Origin of the sequence: Magnetospirillum sp. ME-1 (genome assembly GCF_002105535.1) — a bacterium.
In the GTDB taxonomy this organism is placed as follows: Bacteria; Pseudomonadota; Alphaproteobacteria; order Rhodospirillales; family Magnetospirillaceae; genus Phaeospirillum.
In genome coordinates this window covers 1,392,862-1,409,865 of sequence record NZ_CP015848.1, presented here as the reverse complement: position 1 = coordinate 1,409,865, position 17,004 = coordinate 1,392,862, and the positions used below count along the sequence as shown (strand labels likewise).

16 protein-coding genes are annotated in these 17,004 nt (G+C 65.3%); 6 read left to right on the top strand and 10 right to left on the bottom strand.

Annotated elements, in window-relative coordinates:
* The first annotated feature begins 186 nt into the window (after nucleotides 1–186).
* The 6 genes from motA to WV31_RS06500 all read left to right on the top strand — a co-directional run bounded on the left by motA (nucleotide 187) and on the right by WV31_RS06500 (nucleotide 5,581).
* Nucleotides 187–1,047 (top strand): flagellar motor stator protein MotA, encoded by an 861-nt coding sequence (gene motA / locus WV31_RS06525; RefSeq protein ID WP_085372798.1) that lies wholly within the window; start codon nucleotides 187–189, stop codon nucleotides 1,045–1,047.
* 19 nt (nucleotides 1,048–1,066) lie between these two features.
* Nucleotides 1,067–2,101 carry a flagellar motor protein MotB gene (locus tag WV31_RS06520; RefSeq protein WP_085372797.1) on the top strand — a complete coding sequence of 345 codons (1,035 nt, stop codon included), beginning with the start codon at nucleotides 1,067–1,069 and terminating at the stop codon, nucleotides 2,099–2,101.
* A gap of 9 nt (nucleotides 2,102–2,110) precedes the next feature.
* Entirely contained in the window at nucleotides 2,111–2,632 is a 522-nt protein-coding gene (locus WV31_RS06515) for an RDD family protein (protein ID WP_085372796.1), read from the top strand.
* Between the two features lie 86 nt (nucleotides 2,633–2,718).
* On the top strand, nucleotides 2,719–3,447 hold the full coding sequence (locus WV31_RS06510) for an arginyltransferase (protein WP_085372795.1): 729 nt from the start codon (nucleotides 2,719–2,721) through the stop codon (nucleotides 3,445–3,447).
* A 113-nt stretch (nucleotides 3,448–3,560) separates the two neighbouring features.
* Complete coding sequence (locus WV31_RS06505; RefSeq protein WP_085372794.1) at nucleotides 3,561–4,124, top strand: TRAP transporter small permease subunit; 564 nt, start codon at nucleotides 3,561–3,563, stop codon at nucleotides 4,122–4,124.
* On the top strand, nucleotides 4,121–5,581 hold the full coding sequence (locus WV31_RS06500; RefSeq protein ID WP_085372793.1) for a TRAP transporter large permease: 1,461 nt from the start codon (nucleotides 4,121–4,123) through the stop codon (nucleotides 5,579–5,581). The genes WV31_RS06505 and WV31_RS06500 overlap by 4 nt, the downstream gene beginning before the upstream one ends.
* A 73-nt stretch (nucleotides 5,582–5,654) precedes the next feature.
* On the opposite strand, the gene WV31_RS06495 is transcribed toward WV31_RS06500, so the two are convergent.
* The 10 genes from WV31_RS06495 to WV31_RS06450 all read right to left on the bottom strand — a co-directional run bounded on the left by WV31_RS06495 (nucleotide 5,655) and on the right by WV31_RS06450 (nucleotide 16,980).
* Entirely contained in the window at nucleotides 5,655–6,749 is a 1,095-nt protein-coding gene (locus tag WV31_RS06495) for a TRAP transporter substrate-binding protein (RefSeq protein ID WP_085372792.1), read from the bottom strand.
* Between the two features lie 230 nt (nucleotides 6,750–6,979).
* Nucleotides 6,980–9,202: a DNA topoisomerase IV subunit A gene (parC, locus tag WV31_RS06490; RefSeq protein WP_085372791.1), complete on the bottom strand. Its 2,223-nt coding sequence runs from the start codon at nucleotides 9,200–9,202 to the stop codon at nucleotides 6,980–6,982.
* A 51-nt stretch (nucleotides 9,203–9,253) separates the two neighbouring features.
* Complete coding sequence (locus tag WV31_RS06485; RefSeq protein WP_085372790.1) at nucleotides 9,254–9,931, bottom strand: TetR/AcrR family transcriptional regulator; 678 nt, start codon at nucleotides 9,929–9,931, stop codon at nucleotides 9,254–9,256.
* 68 nt (nucleotides 9,932–9,999) lie between these two features.
* Nucleotides 10,000–10,770, bottom strand: coding sequence for an SDR family NAD(P)-dependent oxidoreductase (locus WV31_RS06480; RefSeq protein WP_085375507.1), 771 nt, complete (start codon nucleotides 10,768–10,770; stop codon nucleotides 10,000–10,002).
* Complete coding sequence (locus WV31_RS06475) at nucleotides 10,770–11,954, bottom strand: acyl-CoA dehydrogenase family protein (protein WP_085372789.1); 1,185 nt, start codon at nucleotides 11,952–11,954, stop codon at nucleotides 10,770–10,772. Before WV31_RS06475 ends, WV31_RS06480 begins: the two co-directional genes overlap by 1 nt.
* Nucleotides 11,955–12,011: 57 nt before the next feature.
* The gene (locus WV31_RS06470; RefSeq protein ID WP_085372788.1) at nucleotides 12,012–12,830 is read right to left on the bottom strand and encodes an enoyl-CoA hydratase family protein; all 819 of its coding nucleotides are present in this window, start codon (nucleotides 12,828–12,830) and stop codon (nucleotides 12,012–12,014) included.
* 38 nt (nucleotides 12,831–12,868) lie between these two features.
* Nucleotides 12,869–13,615, bottom strand: coding sequence for an SDR family NAD(P)-dependent oxidoreductase (locus WV31_RS06465; RefSeq protein WP_085372787.1), 747 nt, complete (start codon nucleotides 13,613–13,615; stop codon nucleotides 12,869–12,871).
* Nucleotides 13,616–13,636: 21 nt separating this feature from the next.
* A complete protein-coding gene (locus tag WV31_RS06460; RefSeq protein ID WP_085372786.1) occupies nucleotides 13,637–14,404 on the bottom strand; it encodes an enoyl-CoA hydratase/isomerase family protein in 768 nt (255 codons plus the stop codon).
* A gap of 192 nt (nucleotides 14,405–14,596) precedes the next feature.
* A complete protein-coding gene (locus tag WV31_RS06455) occupies nucleotides 14,597–15,538 on the bottom strand; it encodes an alpha/beta hydrolase (RefSeq protein ID WP_085372785.1) in 942 nt (313 codons plus the stop codon).
* A 2-nt stretch (nucleotides 15,539–15,540) separates the two neighbouring features.
* Nucleotides 15,541–16,980, bottom strand: coding sequence for an aldehyde dehydrogenase family protein (locus WV31_RS06450; RefSeq protein WP_085372784.1), 1,440 nt, complete (start codon nucleotides 16,978–16,980; stop codon nucleotides 15,541–15,543).
* Between the last annotated feature and the right edge of the window lie 24 nt (nucleotides 16,981–17,004).

Sequence of the window (17,004 nt, the reverse complement as noted above, 5' to 3'; positions counted from 1 at the left end):
GGGATTCGAATTTAAAAGCCTTCCACCGTCCAGGTCAAATGCGCCATTGCCCTTCTCGCGGAAAAAGAGACGCTTTTGATCACGAGAAGGCAGTTGACTCAAGACATGGAGGAGGAATTATAGCATTCTCCGTGGTAAGGAGATGATCTGCCCATCCCCCCTCGGGATGGCGTCCAGGGGAAGTGAATGTTCGCAATCATCGGCATCGTCGTGACATTCGTCAGCGTCATCGGCGGATATGCCGCACCCGGCGGCCATCTCAGCGTTCTGTTCCAGCCTTTCGAATGGTTGATCATCATCGGCGCGGCCGTGGGCTCGCTGCTGCTCGGCAACCCCAAATCCACCATCATCGGCATCGGCAAGAATATCGGCCTGGTGTTCAAGGGCGCCCATCACGGCAAGGACGATTACATCGAATTGCTGTCGGTGCTGTACGCGGTGTTCAAGCTGGCCAAGACCAAGGGCGATCTGGCGCTGGAAAGCCACGTGGAAAAGCCCGATGAAAGCCCGCTGTTCGGCAAGTTCCCCAAGTTCAGTTCGGACCACCACACCCGAACCTTCTTCTGTGACTATCTGCGGCTGCTGACTCTCGGCACCAGCAATGCCCACGAGCTGGAATCCATCATCGACGGCGAGTTGGAAGCCCACCACAAGCACTATCACGAGATCGCCCACGCGGTGAACCTGATGGGCGACGCCATGCCGGCGCTCGGCATCGTGGCGGCGGTGCTGGGCGTCATTCACACCATGGGCTCCATCACCGAGCCGCCGGAAGTGCTGGGCCATCTGATCGGCGCGGCGCTGGTGGGCACCTTCTCGGGCGTGCTGATCTCCTACGCCTTCATCGCGCCCATCGCCCGCAACATGCAGATGTGCTTCGATTCCGACCATTATTATTTCATGGCCATCAAGGCCGGGCTGCTGGGGCACATGCAGGGCTACGCCCCCCAGGTGTCCATCGAGTTCGCCCGCAAGATCCTGCCCGACGAACTGCGCCCGACCTTCCAGGAACTGGAAGAGACCGTCACCAACCTGCCGCCCGACTGATCCGTAGGAGCAGCTGGACATGGCGGAGGGCGGTCAGCAGATCATCATCAAACGGGTCAAGAAGGTGGCCGGCGGTGCCCATGGCGGCGCCTGGAAGGTGGCCTATGCCGACTTCGTGACCGCCATGATGGCCTTCTTCCTGCTGCTGTGGCTGTTGAACGCCGTCACCGAGGAGCAGTTGACCGGCGTGTCCAACTATTTCGCCCCCACCATGGCGTCCAAGAGCGCGTCGGGGGCCGGCGGCCTGCTGGGCGGCAAGGTGATCGGCGAAGGCGCCCAGGTCTCCAACACATCGTCGCCCACCCTGGTGCAGCACCTGCCCCCCGCCTCCGTCGGCCCCGGCGGCGAGGACCTGACCGGCTCCAAGGAATTCGAACCCGAGAATCCCGGCGAGAGCAATCAGGGACCGGGCCAGGGCGCCGGCCAGGGCGAAGGCCAGGGACCGGGCCAGGGCAAGGACCGCGCCGGCATGTCCGAGCAGGAGTTCAAGGAGGCCCAGGCCCAACGCGAGCAGCAGAAATTCGACAAGGCCAAGGAAATTCTGGAAGGCGCCATGAAGGGCATTCCGGAAATGAAGCAGTTCCAGGGCTCCATGCTGGTGGACAACACGCCGGAAGGCCTGCGCATCCAGATCACCGATCAGGAGGGACTGGCCATGTTCCCGTCGGGCTCCAGCGCACCCTACGGCCACACCAGGGCCATGCTCGATCTGGTGTCGCGCGTGGTGCGCCAGTTGCCGGACAACCGCATCGCCATTTCCGGCCACACCGATTCCGTCCCCTTCCGCGACCCCTCGGGCTATACCAATTGGGAATTGTCGGCCGATCGCGCCCTGGCCAGCCGCCGGGCGCTGATCGCCTCGGGCGTGCCGGAAGGGCGCATCGACCGCATCGTCGGACGGGCCGACCAGGAACCGCTGGACAAGAACGACCCCAAGGGCCTGCGCAACCGCCGGATCAGCATCATCCTGCTGCGCGAGAACGATCTGGGACCGGTGGATTCCCAGTCCCTGTCGGTTCCCATGAAGGGCGCCGCATCGCCGGCCCGGCGCTAGGGCGCCGCCATGGCGAACCCGCCCACCCCGTTTTCCCGCATCATCGACCACGCTCCGGAATGGAACGACCCCTGGGGCCAGCCGCGCTACTACATGGGCATCACCCTCCGGCGCATCTATGCCTATTGCATCGATCTGGTGGTGGTCGGCCTGCTGGTCGGCATGATGTGGATGGCCGCCATCATCCTGGGCGCGCTGACGCTGGGCCTGCTGTGGCCGGTGATGATGCTGGTCCTGGCGCTGACCCCCATCGCCTACCATACCCTGACCATCGGCGGAAAGCGGGCCGCGACGCTGGGCATGCGGGCGGCCAATATCCGGGTGATGTCGGTGGGCGCCAACGCCTTCGACGACCATGGCCGCCCCAGCCTGCTGCAGGCCGCCATCCAGACGGCATGCTTCTACGGTTCGGTGGCGCTGACCGGCTCGCTGATTCTGCTGGTGGCGCTGTTCAATCCCCGGCGGCGCACCGTGCACGACATGCTGGCCGGTACCGTGGTGGTCAACGATCCGGCGCAATGGGGTGGCTGAATCGGGGGTCTGGCGGCGGCGATTGCCGCCCCCTATATGTGATATGCCGGACGGCTCGGCCGGACAGTGACGGGTAGCGGATTTCCATGGATCATTTCCCCCTCAAGCGGCCACACTTTTTCTTCACGACGGCGCCCCTGCCCTGTCCGTACGTGTCCGGCCGCCTCGAGCGCAAGATCGTCACCGAACTGAACGGCAGCGACGCCGACACCTTGCACGAGGCGCTGTCGCGCGCCGGCTTCCGCCGCAGCCATTCCATCGCCTATACCCCGGCCTGCCCCGGTTGCAGCGCCTGCGTCCCGGTGCGCATCGTGGCCGAGGGCTTTCACCCCGACCGCACCATGCGCAAGGTCGTGCGCGCCAATGGCGGCCTGGTGGCGCGCATCGTGCCGGCCCGGGCCACCGCCGACCAGTTCCGCCTGTTCGCCCGCTACCAGGAATCCCGGCATTCGGGCGGCGACATGGCCCTGATGGGCTTTTACGACTACCGCTCCATGGTCGAGGACAGCCCCATCGACACCTTCATCGTCGAGTTCCGCGACGCCGACGGCAACCTGGCGGCCGCCTGCCTGGCCGACCGCATGAGCGACGGCCTGTCGGCGGTGTATTCCTTCTTCGATCCCGATCTGTCGGCCCGCAGCCTGGGCACCTACATGGTGCTGTGGCTGGTGGAGGAAGCGCGCCGCCTCGGACTGCCCTATGTCTATCTCGGCTACTGGATCGCCGAAAGCCGCAAGATGTCGTACAAGACCCGCTACCAGCCGCTGGAAGCCTTCGGTCCCGACGGATGGAAGCGGCTGGATGTGGATGACTGAGTTCGGAAGTCCACAATTGGCCCTTGTCCGAGGCCATGCCATCATTTCAGGGGGAATCGGCGACATAAGCCGGGCTCCGAAAGAATCGACAGGGATATCGGGAGGATTCCGCGTTGAAACCACTTCTGGCACTCAGCTCGTTCATTGACGCGATCAATGAGCGGGTCGGGCGGAGCGTATACTGGCTGATCCTCGTCATGGTGATCGTCAGTTCGGGCAACGCCACCTACCGCTACATCTTCTCCAACAGTTCCAACGCCTGGCTCGAGGTCCAGTGGTACCTGTTCGCCACGGTGTTCCTGCTGTGCTCGGGCTATACCCTGCTGAAGAACGAGCATATCCGCATCGACGTGGTCTGCGGCCGCCTGTCGCGCCGGACCCAGATCTGGATCGACGTCGCCGGGACCCTGGTCTTCCTGTTCCCCATGGCCCTGCTGATCCTGACCCTGTCCTGGCCCATGTTCATGCAGTCCTTCACCACGATGGAGATGTCGTCGGACGCCGGCGGCCTGATCCGCTGGCCGGTCAAGATTATGATTCCGTTGGGTTTCTCACTCCTGATGCTGCAAGGCGTGTCCGAGCTGATCAAGAAGGTCGCCATCCTCACCGGTGATCTCGCCGATCCCGGCGACCATGGACACCACCACCACACCTCGGCGGACGGAGAAGCGGTATGACCCAATTCCTGATCGCCAACATGGCGCCGCTGATGTTCGCGGCGCTGGTGTTCTTCCTGCTGGTCGGCTATCCGGTGGCCTTCGCGCTGGCGGCCAACGGCATCGTCTTCGGCCTGGTGGGGATCGAGCTGGGCCTCTTGAACGCCAGCCTGTTCCAGGCGTTGCCCGAGCGCATCTTCGGCATCATGCGCAACGACACCCTGCTGGCCATTCCGTTCTTCACCTTCATGGGCCTGATCCTCGAACGATCAGGCATGGCGGAAGACCTGCTGGACACCATCGGCCAGCTGTTCGGCCCCATCCGCGGCGGTCTGGCCTATGCGGTGGTCTTCGTCGGCGCCCTGCTGGCGGCGACCACCGGCGTGGTGGCCGCCTCGGTGATTTCCATGGGCCTGATCTCGCTGCCCATCATGCTGCGCTACGGCTATGACCGCCGCATCGCGTCGGGCGTCATCGCCGCATCCGGCACATTGGCCCAGATCATCCCGCCGTCCCTGGTCCTCATCATCATGGCCGACCAGTTGGGCCGTTCGGTGGGCGACATGTACCAGGGCGCCTTCCTCCCCGGCTTCGTGCTGACCGGCCTTTACGCCGGCTTCATCTTCCTGGTCACCATGATCAAGCCGGACTTCGCCCCTGCCCTGCCGCCTGAGGCGCGCTCCCTGCGCGGCATGGCCCTGCTGGTGCGCACCGTGACCTGCCTGGTGCCGCCGCTGATCCTGATCTTCCTGGTCCTGGGCACCATCTTCATCGGCGTCGCCACTCCCACCGAGGGCGGCGCCATGGGGGCGGCGGGCGCCATGATCCTGGCCCTGATGAAGCGCAAGCTGGACTGGAGCCTGATGCGCCAGGCCATGGACACCACCGCCAAGCTGTCGTGCTTCGTGGTGTTCATCCTGGTGGGCTCCACCGTGTTCGGCCTGGTGTTCCGCGGCGTCAACGGCGATCTGTGGGTCGAGCACCTGCTGACCGGCCTGCCGGGCGGCAAGCTGGGGTTCCTGATCTTCGTCAACGTCTTGATGTTCGTGCTGGCCTTCTTCCTCGATTTCTTCGAGCTGGCCTTCATCCTGGTCCCCCTGCTGGGGCCGGTGGCCGAAAAGCTGGGCATCGACCTGATCTGGTTCGGCGTGCTGCTGGGCGTCAACATGCAGACCTCGTTCATGCACCCGCCCTTCGGCTTCGCGCTGTTCTACCTGCGCTCCGTGGCGCCCAAGACCGATTACGTGGACAAGATCACCGGCAAGCTGACGCCCAAGATCACCACCGGCCAGATCTACTGGGGCGCCGTTCCGTTCGTGGTCATCCAGATCATCATGGTCGGCCTCGTCATCGCCTTCCCCGACCTGGTCACCGGCGGCATCGACAAGGCCAGCGCCGTCGATACCTCGAAAATCCAGATCGAGGTACCGCAGGGCGAATTCGGCGGCGGCATGTATGGCGGTCCCGACAGCAAGTAACCCCGACCCGGGAGCAACGAAAAAGCCCCGCACCGAAAGGTGCGGGGCTTTCCTTTTGCGGGCGTGCCCGAGATTACTTCTTGGGAACGCCGTAGAGCATGAAGTTGTCGAAGCCGGCCTCGGCGACGCTGAACCAGGAACGCTGCTCGGCCAGATAGGCGCTCCAATGGTCGAAGACCTTCTTGAAGTTCGGATTGGTCGCGCATTCCTCGGCGTAGGTTTCCTGGGCCGCCTTGTAGCAGGCCAGCATGATGTCCTTGGAGAAGGGCCGCAGCTGGGTGCCGTTGGCGATCAGGCGCTTCAGGGCCGGCGGGTTGAGCACGTCGTACTTGGCGCTCATGTCCATGTTGGCCTCGGCCGCCGCCGCCTCGAACACGGCCTTGTAGTGCTTGGGCAGCTTTTCCCACTCGGTCTTGTTGACCAGGGCCGAGACGCAGGGCCCGCCTTCCCACCAGCCGGGATAGTAGTAGTACGGCGCCACCTTGTTGAAGCCCAGCTTCTCGTCGTCATAGGGGCCAACCCATTCGGCGGCGTCGATGGTGCCCTTCTCCAGGGCGGGGTAGAGATCGCCGCCGGCGATCTGCTGCGGCACCACGCCCAGCTTGGTCAGCACCTTGCCGGCATAGCCGCCGATGCGGAACTTGAGGCCCTTCAGGTCCTCGACGGTCTTGATCTCCTTGCGGAACCAGCCGCCCATCTGGGTGCCGGTATTGCCGCAGGGGAAGTTCAGCATGTTGTACTTGGCGAAGAACTCGCGCATCAGCGCCATGCCGCCGCCATGATACAGCCAGGAATTCTGCTGGCGGGTATTGGCGCCGAACGGCATGGAGGCGTCGAAGCCGAAGGTGGCGTCCTTGCCGACGTAATAGTAGCTGACGGTATGGCCGCATTCGACGGTGCCGTTCTGCACGGCGTCCAGCACCTGCAGGCCGGGGACGATCTCGCCGCCGGCGAAGACGCGGATCTGGAACTTGCCGTCGGTGGCCTCGGCCACCCGTTTGGCCAGCACTTCACCGGCGCCGTAGATGGTGTCCAGGCTCTTGGGGAAGCTGGACGCCAGGCGCCACTTGACCTCGGGCATGCTCTGCGCGATGGCCGGAGCCGCAATGGTGGTCGAAGCGGCGGCAGCGCCTACGGCGGCGCCGGTCAGAAATTTACGTCGCTGCATTAAAGTCTCCTCCCAGAAAACTTTTTACCGGTTGATCCGGATCAGGTGGAAATTATCCTACACCAATGCAAGGGGGACGCAACGCGACGGCCATTACGGAAAACCGTAATGCGGTCACTGTCATCCCGAACGAATGTGAGGGATCTCATCCTGGCACGGCTTTTCCGAATCGGCTCCATCGTTCCAGGCGGAGATCCCTCGGCTACGCCTCGGGATGACATGCCATCGGATCAGGAGAATTTATTGTTCCGGGGGAATCCGGTGGGCGGCAGGCGGCCGACCGAGGCGCGCTTGCCCAGCCAGGGGGTGAGGTCCGCTTCCGTGCGGGTACGTTCGCCCAGCGGCCAGCTCAAGCCCTCGGCCAGGGTGAAGACCTTGATGTCGGAGATGCCGCCGTCGCGGTACTTCTGCAAGATGACGCCCCTGCCCCGGCTCATCACCGGAATTTCCTCGGCCATGAACACCAGCAGCTTGCGGTTCTCGCCGATGACGGCGACGGCGTCACCCTCCATGGGCAGGCAGAATTTGGCCTTCTCGCCATCGGCGCAGTTGAGGACCATCTTGCCGGCCCGGGTCTGGGCCAGGACCTCGTTCTCCTCGACCACGAAGCCGCGATCGGAATTGGTGGCCACCAGCAGCTTGCGCCCGGGCTTGTGGACCAGCACGGCGGCGATGTCCACGTCGCCGGCCAGATCGATCATCAGGCGCAGGGGCTCGCCATGGCCGCGTCCCGACGGCAGTTTGTCGCCGCCGATGGTGTAGAAGCGACCATCGGTGGCGAAGACCAGGATCTTGTCGGTGGTCCAGGCCTTGAGCAGGAATCCCAGCTGGTCGCCTTCCTTGAACTTCAGCGCTTCCGGGTTGTCGGAATGGCCTTTCAGCGCCCTGATCCAGCCCTTCTCGGACAGGACCATGGTGATGGCCTCGCGCTCCACATAGGCCTCGATGGGCACCACCACGGCGGAAGGGGCGTCGCCCAGCTCGGTCCGGCGCTTGCCCAGCTTGGTGGTGGCGCCGAAGGCCTTGCGGGTCTCGGCGTTCTGGGCGGCGATGGCGGCCCAGCGGCGCGACTCGTCGGCCAGAAGGGCCTCGAGATCGGCCTTTTCCGCCGACAATTCGGCGTGCTCGGTCTTGATCTCCAGTTCCTGCAGCTTGTTCAAGCTCCGCAGGCGCATGTTGAGGATGGCCTCGGCCTGCACCTCGGACAGCTTGAAGGTCTTGATCAGCTCGGCCTTGGGCTCGTCGGCGAAGCGGATGATCTTGATGACCTTGTCCAGATCGGCATAGACCTTGAGGAAGCCTTCCAGCACCTCCAGGCGCTTGGCGATCTTTTCCAGCCGATGCCGGGCGCGGCGTTCCAGCACCACCATGCGGTGGTCGAGGAAGGCGCGCAGCACCTCCTTGAGATTCATGACGCGCGGCACCGCCTGCGCGTCCAGCACGTTCATGTTGAGGGAGAAGCGCGATTCCAGGTCGGTCTGGCGGAACAGCTGCTCCATCACCAGCTCGGCCTCGACCGTGCGGTTCCTGGGCTCCAGCACCAGCCGGATGTCCTCGGCGGATTCGTCCCTGATGTCGGCCAGCAGCGGCAGCTTCTTCTCGGACAGAAGCTCGGCGATCTTCTCGATCAGCTTCGACTTCTGCACCTGATAGGGGATCTCGGTGATGACGATCTGGTAGAGGCCGTGGGACAGCTTTTCCACCGCCCATTTGGCCCGTACCCGGAAACCGCCCTTGCCGGTGCGGTAGGCCTCGGTGATGGCGGCGCTGGTTTCCACCAGCACGCCGCCGGTGGGGAAATCCGGGCCGGGCATATGGGCGATCAGCTCGTCCACGTCGCATTCCGGCCTGGCGATCAGATGGTCCAGCGCGTCGCAGATCTCGCCCACATTGTGGGGCGGAATACTGGTCGCCATGCCCACCGCGATGCCCGCCGCGCCGTTGGCCAGCAGGTTGGGAAAGGCCGCCGGCATGACCACCGGCTCTTCCTCGGTGCCGTCATAGGTGGGGCGGTAATCGACGCAATCCTCGTCGAGCCCTTCCATCAGGGCGGCGGCCACCTCGGTCAGCTTGGCCTCGGTGTACCGCATGGCCGCCGCGTTATCGCCGTCGATATTGCCGAAATTGCCCTGGCCTTCCACCAGGGGATAGCGCACGGCGAAATCCTGGGCCAGACGCACCAGGGTGTCATAGACGGCCACGTCGCCATGGGGATGGTACTTACCGATGACGTCGCCGACCACGCGGGCGCACTTCTTGAAGCCGCCGCCGGGGTCCAGCTTCAGCTGGCGCATGGCGAACAGCAGACGGCGATGCACCGGCTTCAGCCCGTCGCGCACATCGGGCAGCGAGCGCGACACGATGGTGGACATGGCGTAGGCGAGATAGCGCTCGCCCAATGCCTCGGCAAGCGGCGTCTCGCGGATTTCGCCGGTCACGGCGGGCTGGGTCATGGGACTCCCCTGGATTTTGAGCCAGATATAGTACCCGATGAGCCGAAGGCGTCAACCAGTCGTGGGGCCGACAAGCTTCTCCCAGGCTTTCCAGCCCTTTGGCGTCAGCAGGGCGTGGGCGAAGAAGTCCAGACCCTCGGCCACGTATTCCTCCAACCCGCACTGTTCCTTGAGCCGCCAGTGCTTCAAGGCCCAGGAATGGGCGAAGGTGACCAGCTTGTAGGTCACCAGTTCCACGTTGACGTCGCGCATCAGCCCGCACCGGATGCAATCGGCGAGGCAGGCGGCGATCATGCCGTTGGTCTCGATCTCGCAATCCTTGATCAATTGCCGGCGGTCGTCGGGCAGCGACTTGGTGGAGCGGTAGGCCAGCACGGTGGCCTCGCGCCGCTGGTCCACCACCCGGCAATAGGCGCGGATGGCCGCCTGGAAGCGCTCGAGCGGGTCCGACAGTCCTTCCAGCGCCGCCGGGATCTCGTGCTTGTAGGATTCCAGCACCGACAGCAGGGCGAGCAGCAGCACGTCCTCCTTGTCGCTGACATACTGATAGATCAGCCCGGCCGAGACGCCCGCCTTCTTGGCCACGTCCTGAATGGTGGTGCGGTAGAAGCCCTGGTGCGAGAACAGCTCCACCGCCGCGGCGATGATCTGGCCGCGCCGTCTCGCGACCAGCGCCTCGTCGCTGACCTGGGCCTTGACGTCGTGAACCGCACCCGGCTTGTTATCCATTCGGCGTCCCGCCCCGGTTGGAGGAATTTGAAAGTCGGACTACCCCGACCGGGTAAGCCCGTCAACCTCTACATCAACTCTCCGCCCGCCACCGCGATGCTTTGGCCGGTGATGGAGGCCGAGCCGGGCAGGCACAGCCAGGCCACCGCCTCGGCCACCTCTTCCGGCTTGATCAGGCGCTTCTGCGGGTTGGAGGCGACCAGCTGGGCCAAAGCCTCGTCCCGCGTGCGGCCCGTCTTGGCGACGATGTTGGCGATGGTCTCCTCGACGATATCGGTCTCGGTATAGCCGGGGCAGACGGCGTTGACCGTCACCGGCTTGGCGGCCAGTTCAACCGCCAGGGCGCGGGTCATACCCACCAGCCCATGCTTGGCGGCGCAATAGGCGGCGCAATAGGCCATGCCGGTCAGGCCGGCGGTGGAGGCCACGTTGACCACCCTGCCCCATCCGGCCGTCAGCATGTGGGGCAGCGCCGCCTGGGTGCAGAGGAAAGCGCCGGTCAGATCGGTGTTCAGGATGTCGTTCCACAGGGCGAGGTCGGTCCGGGCGAAGGGGGCCGCCTTGGCGATGCCGGCATTGTTGACCAGGATGGCGATGGGGCCCAGCGCCTCGGAGGCCTTGACGAAGCCGTTCCGGATGGCAGCCGGGTCGGTGACGTCCACGGCCAGCCCCTGGCAGCCCGTGGCGGCGGCCGCCTCGTCCAGGCGCCTTTGGTCGCGCCCCGTTATGGTGACGGATGCGCCCAGCACCAGCAATTGCCGCGCGATGGCGGCGCCGATGCCGCGCCCGCCGCCGGTGACCAGGGCATGACGGCCGGCAAGCGGCCTGGAATCACCCATCATAGGGTCAACCCTTCATAGACCTTGGAGGCGATCACCAGTTTCTGGATCTCGCTGGTGCCTTCATAGATACGAAGCGCGCGGATTTCGCGATAGAGCTGTTCCACCATCATGCCGCTGATCACGCCCAGGCCGCCGAAGATCTGAACCGCCTGGTCGATGACCATCTGGGCCTGCTCGGTGGCCCACAGCTTGGCCATGGAAGCTTCCCGCGTCACACGCCCGCCCTTGGTGTCCTTGGTCCACGCCGAGCGGTAGATCAGCAGGGCCGAGGTATCGACGGCCACCGCCATGTCGGCGATCTTGGCCTGGATCAGCTGGAAATCGGCCAAGCGCGAACCGAAGGCCTTGCGTTTGACCGAGCGGGCCAGCGCCTCGTCCATGGCGCGCCGGGCAAAGCCCAGGGCGGCGGCGCCCACCGTGGTGCGGAACACGTCCAGCACGCTCATGGCCACCTTGAAGCCGTCGCCGGGCTTACCCAGCATGTTGGCGGCGGGCACCCGCATGTTGTCGAATTTCAGCGAGCCCAGTGGATGGGGGGCGATGACGTCGATGCGCTCGGACACGGAAAGGCCCGGCGTCGCGGCATCCACCACGAAGGCCGCCAGAGTCTTGGCCCCCGGCTCGTCGCCGATGCGGGCGAAGACGGTGTAGAAATCGGCCAGGCCGGCATTGGAGATCCAGGTCTTGGCACCATTGATGACGTAGTGGTCGCCGTCCAGCACCGCCCTGGTGGTCATGGCGCCCACGTCGGAACCGGCATCGGCCTCGGAGATGGCGAAGGCGGCGATGTATTCACCGGTGCCCACCTTGGGCAGGTAGCGTGCTTGTTGTTCCTGATTGCCGAACAGGGTGATGGCGGCGCTGCCAAGCCCCTGCATGGCGAAGGCGAAATCGGCAAGACCGGCATGGCGGGCCAGGATCTCGCGGCCCAGGCACAGCGCCCGGACATCGAAATCCTTTGCCCGCCCGCCGTGGGCGGCCGGAATGGCCGCCTTCAGGAACCCCGCCTGTCCCAGAGCCGTTACCAGGCGTCGGGCGGTCTGGTCCATGGCGGGGCCGTGCGCCTCGTCCTCGGGACACACCGCTGGGAGGGTGGTGTCGGCCCAGGCCTCGAGCGACGCGGCGAACGCGCGGTGGGACTCGTCGAGAAAGGGCCAGTCGAGGAACGTGGCGTCACTCATTGTTCTTATCCTTGGCAATCCCCTCCCCCGCATGCGGGAGAGGGGGGAAAAACGGGATCAGTTGCCTTCGAACACCGGCGCCTGCTTGTTGGCAAACGCGATGTAGGCGCGCTCGAAGTCCTTGGTCTGCATGCAGATGGCCTGGGCCTGGGCCTCGGCCTCGATGCACTCGCCCAGGCCGTGGTTCCATTCCTGCCACAGCATCTTCTTGGTCATGGCATGACCGAAGGTCGGGCCATTGGCCAAAGAGTGGGCCAGCTTGTTGGCGGCGTCCAGCAGCTCTTCCGGGGCGTGCAGCGAGTTGTAGTAGCCGACGCGCTCGGATTCCTCGCCGCCCATGGCGCGGCCGGTGTAGAGCAGCTCGGCGGCACGGCTCAACCCGATCAGGCGGGGCAGCAGGGTGCAGGCGCCCATGTCGGCACCGGCCAGGCCGACGCGCACGAACAGGAAGGCCACCTTGGACCGCGCGGTGCCCAGACGGATGTCGGCGGCGCAGCCCAGCATGGTGCCGGCGCCGGCGCACACGCCGTCGATGGCGGCGATGATCGGCTGGGGCGCGTTGCGCATGGCGCGCACGGCGTCGCCGGTCATGCGGGTGAACTCCAGCAATTCCGGCATGTCCATCTTGGTCAGCGGACCGATGATCTCGTGCACGTCGCCGCCCGAGCAGAAATTGCCGCCCGAGCCGGTGACGATCACCGCCTTGACGTCGTCGGCATAGACCAGATTCTCGAACAGGTCACGCAGTTCGCCATAGGAGTCGAAGGTCAGCGGGTTCTTCTTGTCGGGGCGGTTCAGCGTCAGCGTCGCCACCTTGCCGTCCACCGTCCAGTCGAAATGCTTGGCCTTGTATTCGGCCGCCTTGAACTTGCGCATGGGATTGTCCTCTTGTCTCGATGTTGGAACGGGGGCTCTTAGCCCACCATGGTGATGCCGCCGTTGACCGACAGAACCTGGCCGGTGATGTAGTCGGCCCGGTTCGACGCCATGAAGACGATGGAATCGGCCACTTCCTGCGGCTGGCCGAAGCGGCGCATGGGAATGACCTTCAAGAAGGCTTCCAGGAACTTCTCGGGCTCGGACTTCAACAGGGGCGTGTCGGTCGGGCCGGGGCAGATGGCGTTGACGTTGATGTTGAAGCGCGCCCCCTCGCGGGCCAGGGCCTTGGAAAAGGCGATCAGGCCGCCCTTGGCCGCCGAGTAGACGCTTTCGCCCAAGGACCCGACGCGGCCGGCGTCGGAAGCGACGTTGACGATCTTGCCGGTCTTCTTCTCGATCATGAGGGGGAAGAAGGCGCGGATCAGCTCGATGGGGCCGGTGAGATTCAGGGCCATCACCTTGGCGATGAAGGCGTCGTCGTTGTCCACGAAGGGCTGGATGTGGCCCCAGCCCGCCACGTTGCACAGGATGTCGAGGCGGCCGCGGGTGGCGACCACATGCTCCTTGACCTTGGCGATATTGGCCTTGTCGGTGACGTCGAGGCGCACGAACTCGGCCTTGAAGCCCTTGGCCTTCAGTTCGGCCGCCGCCTTCTCGCCGGCTTCGGCGTTGATGTCGGCGATCAGGACGTCGGCGCCCAGTTCGGCCATGGACTTGACGGTGCAATAGCCGATACCGGACGCACCGCCGGTGATCAGGGCGACTTTATCCTCGAACTTCATTGTCTTGCTCCTTGGATGAAATTACTTGGACAGGAACGCCTCGACCCGGTGGCGGGTCTCGGGCTCGTGCAACAGCAGATCGCGGGTGGCGAGAAGCTCTTCCTCGTAACCGTCGCGGCTGGGGTCGAGGGAGGCCTCGATGCAGGTTTTCGACGCCGCCACGGCGGCGCGCGGCAGGGTGGCGATGCGGTCGGCCAGCGTCGCCGCCTTGTCGGCCAGCTCGACGCGGGGCGCCGACCAGTGAACGATGCCCATCTCGGCGGCGCTCTGGCCGTCCAGAATCTCGGCGCCCAGGATCAGGCGCTTGGCGATGGCCGGGCCGCACAGCCGGGTCAGGCGCTGGGTGCCGCCCGCGCCGGGGATCAGGCCCAGATTGACCTCGGGCAGGGCCAGCTTGGCCTCGTTCGCCGCGATGCGGAAATCACAGGCCAGCGCCAGCTCCAGACCGCCGCCCATGGCGGCTCCCCCCACCTCGGCGATGGTGGCCAGGGCTAAGGTCTCGATGCGCTTCAACACGTTCTGCAGGTCGCGGACGAAGGCGATCTGGGCGTCCACCAGATCGGGATTGGCCAGGTTCTCCCGCATCTCGGCCAGATCGGCCCCGGCGCAGAACGCCTTTTGCTCGGACCGCACATGCAGCACCCGGATGGTCTTGTCCTCCTCCACCACATCCATGACGGCATGCAGGTCCTTGATCAGGGCGCGCGACAGGGCATTGACCGGCGGGCTGGCCAGGGTGACCACGAAGACGGCGCCCCGGCGGGCGGTATTCAGCACGGAAAAGGACATTGACGCCTCGAACTGACTGACCATTCAATCTGACTGAATGTTCATTCATTCGACAGCAAGAGTCAAGGGCGATTGAACGGCCATTCAGTCTCTTTTGTCGCCCTGAGGCGTAGCCGAAGGGCCTTTCAATCCGAACCGGTTGCCGCTCTGCCTGAAAGATCCATCGCCAAGCTCAGGATGACAGACGTGCCCCTAGCACACGGAACTCCACGCCCGGCTGGCCTCGGCCAGCGCCGCCTTGCCCGAGGCCACATAGCCCGCCAGTCCCAGGCAGCCGTGGACCGAGCCTTCGAGGCGCACATGGCGCACAGGCACGCCCGCCCCCCGCAGCTTCTCCACATAGGCCTCGCCTTCGTCCACCAGAGGATCGAAACCACAAGTCACCACCAGCGCCGGCGCAAGGCCCGCATGGGAGGCGGCATAAAGCGGCGCCGCCTCGGTATCGCGCAACGGCGCCCTGCCCTCTCCGAAATACTGGGCGTTGAACCAGGCGATGTCGTCGCGGGTCAGGATATAGCCCTCGCCCAGCCGTTGCCGCGACGGGAAGTCGCCCATCTGGTCCACCGCCGGATAGATCAGGATCTGAAGCGCAAGGGGAAGCCCCAGGTCGCGGGCATGAAGGGCCAGAACGGCGGCGATGGTGCCCCCGGCACTGTCACCGGCCACGCCGAGGCGCCAGCCGGGATATTCCGCCGCCAGCCAGGCCAGCGCCGCCTTGGCGTCATGGATCGCGGCCGGATACATGTGCTCGGGTGCCCGGCGATAATGCAGCGAAATCACCACCGAACCGCTTTCGGCGGCCAGGGCGCGGCAATGGGGGTCATGGGTCTCCAGATCCCCCACCACGAAGCCGCCGCCATGGGCATAAAGCAATGCCGCCTTCACCTTCGGCCCACCGGCGGGACCGTAGCGCCGGGCGGGAATGCCGGCGACCAGGATATCCTCCGCCTCGACCCCATCGGGGGCTGGGGGATTGGTGCGCGACAGGCGCCGGGCGAACTCGTCGCGGGCGCCTTCGTGCCCCAGCGTGGTGATCTTGGGCAGGTTCAACTCGGCGGCCTTGGCCAGGATGAAGGCGACGTCGTCGTCCAGTTTTCCCGCCGTGCCGATGGAAACGGTTCCGGTCTCCAGCATGATCACTCCTTGGGCTCCGAGCCGAACAGAGTCTTGGATTCCAGGAATTCCTCGAACCCCGCCTCGCCCCATTCGCGGCCCACGCCGGACTGGCGGATGCCGCCGAACGGGCCGCCGGGATGGAACAGGGCGCCGTTCAGATGCACCATGCCGGTGCGCAAGCGGCGCGCCACCGACCGTGCTTCGTCCAGATCGGCGGCATAGACATACCCCGACAGGCCGTAGATGCAGTCGTTGGCGCCCGCCACCGCGTCGTCCAGATCCTTGTAGCCGCGCATGGCGAGCACCGGGCCGAAGATTTCTTCCCGCATGATGGTCATTTGGTCGGTCACCCGGCTGAACACGGTGGGACGGACGAAGAAGCCCTTGTCCAGGCCCTCGGGCAGATCGGGACCGCCGCACACCAGTTTGGCCCCCTCCTCGATTCCGGTGCGGATCATGCGCCGCACCTTGTCGAACTGGCGGGCGTTGGCGATGGGACCCATCACCGTTTCAGGATCGGAGGGGGCGCCCACCTTGATCTGGGCGCACAATTCGGCGGCCAGGGCTTCCGCCTCGTCGAGCCGATGGGCGGGAACGAACAGCCGCGACGGCGCGTTGCAGCTTTGTCCCGAATTGCCCATCATGGCCTTGACCGCGTGGCCCATGGCCTTTTTGAAATCGGCGCTGTCGCAGATGATGTTGGCCGACTTGCCGCCCAGTTCCAGCGACACCTTCTTGATGGTCGCCGCCCCTTCGCGCATCACCGAGGACCCGGCGGCGTTGGAGCCGGTCAGCGACACCATGTCCACCAGCGGGTGCGACGACAGCACCGGGCCGATCTCGGCGCCGTCGCCGAACACCATGTTGAACACGCCGGCCGGCACGCCGGCCTCGTGGACGATTTCGGCCAGGATGCGGGCGGACAGGGGCGCGAACTCGCTGGGCTTCAACACCATGGCGCAGCCCGCCGCCAGAGCAGGGGCCACCTTGCAGGCGATCTGGTTCATGGGCCAGTTCCAGGGCGTGATCAGCGAGACCACCCCCACCGGCTCCTTGACCACCAGGGTGGTGCCCTGCCTGCGCTCGAAGGCATAGGTCTTGGCGATGCTAAGGGCAGTCTTGAAATGCCCCAGCCCGGCGCGGGCCTGGGCCGGCTTGGCCAGGCGCTCCAAGGGCGCGCCCATCTCCAGGCTGATGGCCTCGGCGATCTCGTCGATACGCGCCTCGTAAAGGGCGGTCACACGAGCGAGGATTTCCAGGCGTTCGGCCAACGGCGTCGCCGCCCAGGCGGGAAAGGCACGGGCGGCGGCCTGGATGGCAAGAACGGCATCGTCGGCACTGCCCAGCGCCACCCGGCCGGAAGCCTGTTCGGTGGCGGGGTTGATCACGTCGAGCAGACGCGATCCCTTGGCGGGCTTCACCCAGGCGCCGTCGATGTAGAAATCCAGGCAATCACCCATGACTGTTCTCCAAGCAAAAAGGGG

Coding starts and splice junctions, on each gene's coding strand:
- motA (WP_085372798.1), top strand. CDS start 187: ATGTTCGCAATCATCGGCATCGTCGTGACATTCGTCAGCGTCATCGGC.
- WV31_RS06520 (WP_085372797.1), top strand. CDS start 1,067: ATGGCGGAGGGCGGTCAGCAGATCATCATCAAACGGGTCAAGAAGGTG.
- WV31_RS06515 (WP_085372796.1), top strand. CDS start 2,111: ATGGCGAACCCGCCCACCCCGTTTTCCCGCATCATCGACCACGCTCCG.
- WV31_RS06510 (WP_085372795.1), top strand. CDS start 2,719: ATGGATCATTTCCCCCTCAAGCGGCCACACTTTTTCTTCACGACGGCG.
- WV31_RS06500 (WP_085372793.1), top strand. CDS start 4,121: ATGACCCAATTCCTGATCGCCAACATGGCGCCGCTGATGTTCGCGGCG.
- WV31_RS06495 (WP_085372792.1), bottom strand. CDS start 6,749: ATGCAGCGACGTAAATTTCTGACCGGCGCCGCCGTAGGCGCTGCCGCC.
- parC (WP_085372791.1), bottom strand. CDS start 9,202: ATGACCCAGCCCGCCGTGACCGGCGAAATCCGCGAGACGCCGCTTGCC.
- WV31_RS06485 (WP_085372790.1), bottom strand. CDS start 9,931: ATGGATAACAAGCCGGGTGCGGTTCACGACGTCAAGGCCCAGGTCAGC.
- WV31_RS06480 (WP_085375507.1), bottom strand. CDS start 10,770: ATGGGTGATTCCAGGCCGCTTGCCGGCCGTCATGCCCTGGTCACCGGC.
- WV31_RS06475 (WP_085372789.1), bottom strand. CDS start 11,954: ATGAGTGACGCCACGTTCCTCGACTGGCCCTTTCTCGACGAGTCCCAC.
- WV31_RS06470 (WP_085372788.1), bottom strand. CDS start 12,830: ATGCGCAAGTTCAAGGCGGCCGAATACAAGGCCAAGCATTTCGACTGG.
- WV31_RS06465 (WP_085372787.1), bottom strand. CDS start 13,615: ATGAAGTTCGAGGATAAAGTCGCCCTGATCACCGGCGGTGCGTCCGGT.
- WV31_RS06460 (WP_085372786.1), bottom strand. CDS start 14,404: ATGTCCTTTTCCGTGCTGAATACCGCCCGCCGGGGCGCCGTCTTCGTG.
- WV31_RS06455 (WP_085372785.1), bottom strand. CDS start 15,538: ATGCTGGAGACCGGAACCGTTTCCATCGGCACGGCGGGAAAACTGGAC.
- WV31_RS06450 (WP_085372784.1), bottom strand. CDS start 16,980: ATGGGTGATTGCCTGGATTTCTACATCGACGGCGCCTGGGTGAAGCCC.